The 4,072-nt window shown below is 39.0% G+C and carries 2 protein-coding genes and 1 rRNA gene; 2 read left to right on the top strand and 1 reads right to left on the bottom strand.

Annotated features, from left to right (window positions below; all coding sequences use genetic code 11):
* Positions 1-413 precede the first annotated feature (413 nt).
* The gene (locus AACU59_RS03490; protein ID WP_094145705.1) at positions 414-1,613 is read right to left on the bottom strand and encodes a tyrosine-type recombinase/integrase; all 1,200 of its coding nucleotides are present in this window, start codon (positions 1,611-1,613) and stop codon (positions 414-416) included.
* Between the two features lie 378 nt (positions 1,614-1,991).
* On the opposite strand from AACU59_RS03490, the gene AACU59_RS03485 reads away from it, so the two are divergent.
* Together AACU59_RS03485 and AACU59_RS03480 are read left to right on the top strand one after the other, a co-directional pair.
* Positions 1,992-3,242, top strand: coding sequence for an HD-GYP domain-containing protein (locus AACU59_RS03485; RefSeq protein WP_094145704.1), 1,251 nt, complete (start codon positions 1,992-1,994; stop codon positions 3,240-3,242).
* A 624-nt stretch (positions 3,243-3,866) separates the two neighbouring features.
* Positions 3,867-4,072, top strand: a 16S ribosomal RNA gene (locus AACU59_RS03480); the annotation flags it as partial.

The following is a 4,072-nucleotide window of genomic DNA, read 5'->3' as shown; positions in this document are numbered from 1 at the left end:
TTAAAAAATAAACAGTGTCAATTTTTGAAATAGTTATATTTATTTATAGTAATAGCGCTTTAAGTGTATATATATCATGAGCTTAGACTGATTACGTCGTGTGGATTTGTCAATCTTCGCTTCGCTACGAAAGCCAAAATCTCACACTTAAGTATAGTTATTCAAGTAAGGGGCTGCGCCCCTTCGGCACTTCGTGCCTACCCCGCTTGACCTGCGCATTAGATATGTATAATAGAAAACAACCAGTAACTTATTGATTTATATATAATTAATTTTATTTCTAAGTTATTGTTTTTACTGGTGTTTTTGTATATCTAAAAAGCCCTTATAAATCAATGACTTACACTTCTCTGCGAGAAGTGATATAGCAATTATAGGCGTTTTTTATGAAAAATCCCTTATAAATCAATGACTTACGACTTTGACATATCTACCTTAACAAAGGGCGTGAAAGAAACAAGCTCAGTTGCACGTAATGTAGTTTCTAACTTGTCGTAGTATTGCTCAATCATCGCAACGCTAGTACCGCAGTGTTTTGCCACAAGATAAACTTGAACGCCCTCTAGAAGTTTGTTAGTGATGTACGTATGACGAAACGAGTACAGTGAGTAAATCGAGTCAATACCACTATGCTTGATGAACTGCTCAAATATCTTAGAAAAGTCAGGCTTCTTATCATTCTCAGAAGGTCTAAATGCATAGATATTGTTTCTCTTCAAATCTTCGAAAGAAACATCGTCAATGCCGTGAATTTCACGAGCAAGTTTCTGAAGAATAGCAAAAGCCACAGAGCAAATTGAGATTCTTCTCAAGCCTTTTTCGTAATTCTTAGTCTTACCGCCATCAATTTTTATGCTATACGCATAAGAATCATTTTTAGCTATTCGCTCTAATGTCGAGAAGTTTAAGCTCAGAATTTCTTCTCCTGGGCGAACACCTGTTAGCAGCATAAATGAGCACATCTCACGAAGAATCAATCTATACTGTCGAGTTAGAGCCTTTCTACCGTTAGCGGCATCAATAAAAGAGGGGAAAGAGTCCTTAATCTTCAAAAGAAGCTCGTCACTAAAACTAGCTCGCGGATTGGGACTTTTAACAGAAGCAGAAGGAATGTCAGGAACTTCATAAGACTTCATTAAACGATTCTCAACAGCGTAATCAAAGATGTGCTTAAAACACTTTCTCTGATTAGAAAGAGTTGTCTTACTAGAAGCCGTTTCAATGATCTTCTTCATCTCAAGAGCATCAAGCTGTTTAACTTTAAGCTTACAGAAAGCAGGCTTTATCACATTTTTAAGAATTGAAGAATGCAGTGCTTGCTGACTCTTCTTGTTGCCAGTTTCTTCAACATGCTTATCAAAGTTTTTAATTAGCTCATCGCATATCTTTGAAACAGAAGATTTAGACTGCTCAAAAATCTCGGGGGTTAAATTCTTTGTGTAAGAGAAATAATAAGAGTAAGCCAGCGTTGTAGCTTCCTCTTTGTCATCAGTTTTCAAAGAGCACCTAAAGTCACCGTCTTCAGTCTTCAAATAGACATAGAAGTTCTTTGATTGCTTCTGCTTATAGATAGCTAGACCCTCTCTCAGTCTAATGTATTCATAATTGCTCATTTTATAGTTTCCTTTATAGTGTTTCAAAAGAGCGTTTAAGTTACTGTAGTTGCTAGGGTCTGTCAATATGCGGTTAGTTCAAAATCCGTTTCCTTCGGGAGTGGCGGTTCAAGTCCGCCCACCGGTACCATAATTTAAACAACAAAGCCTCGACGAAAGTCGGGGCTTTGTTGTTTTTGTCCTCGAAATAATAGTCCACTATCTTAGATAAATGGGACTCTTTTGATAGCCTTCACACACTTCTATACTGAACAGCGCACATTTCTCGCTTCTAGCCATACACATTTATATCAACACTACTAATATGTAGTTGATGAACTTTTGAGTGGCTTCTTTTAAACTCATTAACTACTTAGTACTTAAGGTGTTATATAAATTGTGGCAAGCATAAAAATCACAGTAGATAGATTGCAGCCTGGCCTGCACATTAAGTTGCCCGTAAAGTGGAACGAACACCCCTTTCTTTTTAATAGCTTTAAGATTAAATCCCAAGAACAGATTCAATTGATAAAACACTTGGGGATTCAACATGTTTATATCAATCCTGCGCAAAGCGATACTCAACCCTTACCTGTCAATACGCAGCCGGAAGCTATAGAAGAATCTTCAGAGATGGAGAGTGAGGCTGAAAAATTGTGGGAAGAGAAGCAGAAACGGATTGAAAAGTTGAACGCATATCGTAGGCGAGTTCTAAACTGTGAAAAAGAGTTTGAGCGTTCTCTATCCCGTATGCGTGCGGTAATGAACAAGATACGCAATCGGCCAGAGGATGCGATAGATGAAGCTTCAATTTTGGTTGAAGATATCGTCGATAAGCTACTGAGTGAAGATAGCGTTACGCTGCATTTAATGAATGGCAAAAGTGAGTTTGAAGACATCTACTTTCATTCACTCAACGTTTCGGTCATTGCAATGATGATAGGAAAAGCGAAAGGGTATGATGCTCAAAAAATCAAAGAACTTGCTTTTGCTGCGCTGTTTCATGATATAGGCAAAATTAAGGTTCCCACCGCGATTGTTAGAAAGAAAACAACACTAACAGAGCCCGAACAAAATTATCTCAAATTACATACTAAGTATGGTTTGGGTATTGCGAGTCATATCGATAGCTTTCCAGAAAGTGCAAAGAGAGTAATAGAACAGCATCATGAACTTAATGATGGCAGTGGGTATCCGCTTGGTTTAAAGGAAGCGGCTATTGATGAGCTTTCACAGGTCATTACGGTCGCGAATGTATTTGATAATTTGTGTCATCCCAATATCGTTGCAGAGCAGAAGATTCCTTATATTGCACTTTCCTATATGTATAAGCATTGTAATCACTTATATAGTAACGAAAACTTAAACGTATTGGTTAAATTTATGGGCGTTTTCCCTCCAGGAACCGTTGTTCAGCTTTCTAACAATATGGTTGGGTTAGTCATCTCCGTAAACGCCAGCCACTTACTATATCCTAATGTATTGATTTACGACCCTTCGGTTCCGCGAACCCAAGCGCCCATTATTGATTTAGCTGATCGAGATTTGAAAATTGTTAATGCCATTCTTCCGCATAAACTTCCGGATAAAATCCGCGACTATCTTAACCCACGCTCTAGAATCTCTTATTTCTTCGATAGTGATGAGTAATATGCTTCTTTGTACTGCCTCAGTGCGGGCTTTCAGTGACGAAGAAAAATACGCAATATGAGAGTGTCACCTAAATGCTCTGGTGATAACAGGGAGATTTAGAGAGGGAAATAGGTCGCTAATTAACCGATATTTAACGCTTTGGTGTCTTTTTGTTCACTTGAGCTATCAGGAGGTACTTTTTTCTAAAAACCGCTTGCACTCATCTTAGTTCTCCCTATAATGCCGCCTCACTGACACGGCACAGCCAGTAAGGGTTCAAGCCCAACCAGCAGCCAATCAGTAGGTCAAATCAGTAAGACGAAATAATTTAATAAAGTGTTTGACACTTTTCATTATCTCGCTAGAATGGCCGCCTCTTCAAAGGAAGCCTCGGCAAGCCAGAGAAGAACGCTCTTTAACAATATAAACCTATCAATCTGTGTGGGCACTCGTTGATGATAATCAAAAAGATTTATCAATGAACTGAGTGACCAATCAAAATCAAGTTTACTTGATTTTGGCACAGTCAATTCATTGTTGTTCTGTTGGAACAACAATAGCTTTAAAATTACGTTTTACTTTCGAGTAAGAGCAGTTTTGAAGTCAGTATTCATTGAGCCGGTCTTAGGACCAACAAAACTTTAATTGAAGAGTTTGATCATGGCTCAGATTGAACGCTGGCGGCAGGCCTAACACATGCAAGTCGAGCGGCAGCACAGAGGAACTTGTTCCTTGGGTGGCGAGCGGCGGACGGGTGAGTAATGCCTAGGAAATTGCCCTGATGTGGGGGATAACCATTGGAAACGATGGCTAATACCGCATGATGCCTACGGGCCAAAGAGGGGGAC

Source organism: Vibrio sp. V23_P3S9T160, assembly GCF_963886625.1.
In the GTDB taxonomy this organism is placed as follows: Bacteria; Pseudomonadota; Gammaproteobacteria; order Enterobacterales; family Vibrionaceae; genus Vibrio; species Vibrio anguillarum.
The sequence above is the reverse complement of the archived record's forward strand: the minus strand, read 5'-3'. Positions and strand labels throughout refer to the sequence as shown.

Bases quoted from the DNA above. Each gene is read 5' to 3' on its own strand.
- AACU59_RS03490 (WP_094145705.1), bottom strand. From the start codon at position 1,613: ATGAGCAATTATGAATACATTAGACTGAGAGAGGGTCTAGCTATCTAT.